This window comes from Youngiibacter fragilis 232.1 (genome assembly GCF_000495435.3).
Taxonomy (GTDB): domain Bacteria; phylum Bacillota; class Clostridia; order Clostridiales; family Clostridiaceae; genus Youngiibacter; species Youngiibacter fragilis.
On the sequence record NZ_AXUN02000076.1, the window covers coordinates 1 to 2,652 of the forward strand.

Sequence of the window (2,652 nt, forward strand, 5' to 3'; positions counted from 1 at the left end):
CACAGGTTTTGTGATTGACCCCATATTTTTAGAGAGCAGAACTGTAATAAATGAAGGTCAAGAAAATCGTTACTATATAAAGAACACACATCCAGCTATCATCGATGAGGATACATTTAACGAAGTACAGTCCATTATTGATGCAAAAAAGAAAAATAGAAAAAGTCCAAATAAGGTTTACCCACTAACAAAAAGAATCACCTGCGCTTATTGTGGGTCGAATTATCAACATAGAAAAGAGAGGAAAGTTCATAAATGGAAATGTGGACGAAAGGATAAACATTCTAGCTACTGTAGTTCATCACCATTGAGCGAGTCAAAGTTAATCGAAATGATGATGGGAGCCATGAAGTGTCGATATTCTTTTGACCAGCCAGGCGCTTTGAAACGAATGAGGGATGACATTGAGAAGGTGAACCAAAATGATAGATTCGAACTACACAGAATGAGTCACCTTATGAGATTGATTTTGGCAAAAGAGGAATTGACTCTAGCTGATGAAAGTAACCAGGAAGTTATGAATAAGAAAATAATAGAACTTGAAAGGAGCATTGTAGACTTTGAAGACTTGGCCTCTAAGATAGAAGAAGATCGAGCTTTTAGGATGGAAGCTTTAGAAAAATTGCAAGGCATAAAATTTCTAGAAGACTTTATTGAAATGGCCGACGTTTCGATGTTACGAGCCTTTGTTATGAGTATATCGATACTAACAGAAATAGATTTTCAAGTCCTCTGGCTAGATAATTCGGTTACTGAATTTGGAGACTTTATGCAACTTCACCCCAAAAAATGCATGGAACCCAGTAACTACAAAAAGAAAAAATCAGGGATAGAGGTAGAGTAAGAAAATATAAACCCCGTTAAATCAGAAAAAAGCGAGAACACGATATGTTATCAAGAAGAGAGGAGGAACGATGAGGTGGCAGTTATAAAGGCTCAGAATAATCAAAGACTCGAACTAATACAACAGATTAAAAAGAAGTACAAAGACAGCCCATCGGGCATCTTCAAAATAGAACCTGTAAAGAAAAAGAAGAAGATTAAGATTGGCGTGTATGCAAGAGTCAGCACGAGAGAACCTGATCAGTTAGGATCACTAGAAGCACAGGTTGCTTATTATACATTTTCAGTTCTAAAAGATCCTAATAACCAGTTAGTTAGAATCTATGCTGATAAAGGAGTATCCGGGACTAATGCAAAAAAGAGATCAGGATTTCAGAAGATGATTAAAAATTGCGAGAATGGTAAAATTGACCGGATCATTACAAAGTCTATTTCAAGATTTGCAAGAAATACTGTTGATGCTCTAGAGTATGTCAGAAAGCTCAAAGAATATAATGTTTCCATTTATTTTGAGAAAGAAGAGATAGATACTGCCAATGAAGATGGCGAGGTATTATTAACTGTATATTGTGCTCTTGCCCAAGAAGAATCAAGAAGCTTAGGAGAAAGTATATCATGGGGGAAAAAGGCATATGCAAAACGTGGTGTCGTTGGACATAGCATGAGAACATATGGTTATGATTTTAATAAAGATCGAAGTTGGTATATTGTTGAAGAAGAAGCGAGAGTAGTAAGGTCAATATTTGAAAGATGTATCGCAGGAGTTAATGGAGCTCAGATAAGTAGAGATTTAACCCATGAAGGGATTCCCACAATGAAAAAGAAATCTTCATGGAATAGTAAAACTATAAGTACTATCTTAAATAATCCAACATATACTGGGGATCTTCTTTATCAAAAGCGATATACAAAAGATACATTTACCAGTAGATCGAAGTTGAACTTTGGAGATGTTTCTCAGGTTTTGATTGAAGATCATCATCCTGCAATCATAGACAGGATTACTTGGGAAAAGGCCCAGAATGAATTAGCTAAAAGAAGACCTAAGAAAAGTGATAAAACGAATAAATCGCATGATAAGATAGAATTCTTTTCTAGTTTTATCTGTTCAGAATGTGGGAGTGTGTATTTTCATGTAGCGGTAAATAATAAAGCGAGCACAAAACATCACTGGCGATGTAAGGCAGCACTGAAGAAAAACCCGTTAGTATCTTGTGATACACTTAAAATTGAGGAAGAAGATATCATGTCGCTATTTATGGATTTGCTATTTGGTCTTAAAAATGACCAGTCTTTTGAGGCCCTCTTAAACGAGCATATTGGATTGAAAAAAATATCTGAAGAAGAAAAACAATTATTGGTCTTCTTGGAAGAAGAAAACCAAAAGAAATACCAGGAGTTGTACAAAGTAGTAGAAGAGGGAGGAAAAAAGGGTGAGGATACCACTGTGATTAAGAGATATACGGATTCAATAATGGAAACACAAGAGAAAATAAATATGTTAGTAGATAAGGAAGATGAATATAAGTTTCTTGTGAGTGAGAAAAATTGGTTTTTAAATGAGTTAGAGAATCTTGGTGATATCAAGTCCACTTCCTATCGGGGCGACATCTTTAAAAGAGTCATTGAAAATGGGATTGTACACCCTAATAACATCATCAACTTCAATTTGATTTTTGGAATCTCAAAGCAAGTAAGAAAGTAAAAACAAAACCCACTGAGTAGCCTGATTGTAGTGATCAAGCCACTTGGTGGGTTATTTTTTCGTTTTATAACAAACAGAACTAACGCTGACTGTCAAGGTAGTTG

At 35.4% G+C, this 2,652-nt stretch carries 2 protein-coding genes; both read left to right on the forward strand.

Going from position 1 to position 2,652, the window contains the following annotated elements; translation table 11 throughout:
- On the forward strand, positions 1-844 hold an 844-nt coding region (locus tag T472_RS04960), incomplete at its 5' end, for a recombinase zinc beta ribbon domain-containing protein (RefSeq protein ID WP_023863377.1).
- A gap of 75 nt (positions 845-919) precedes the next feature.
- Positions 920-2,548: a recombinase family protein gene (locus T472_RS04965; RefSeq protein ID WP_023387498.1), complete on the forward strand. Its 1,629-nt coding sequence runs from the start codon at positions 920-922 to the stop codon at positions 2,546-2,548.
- Positions 2,549-2,652: the final 104 nt, after the last annotated feature.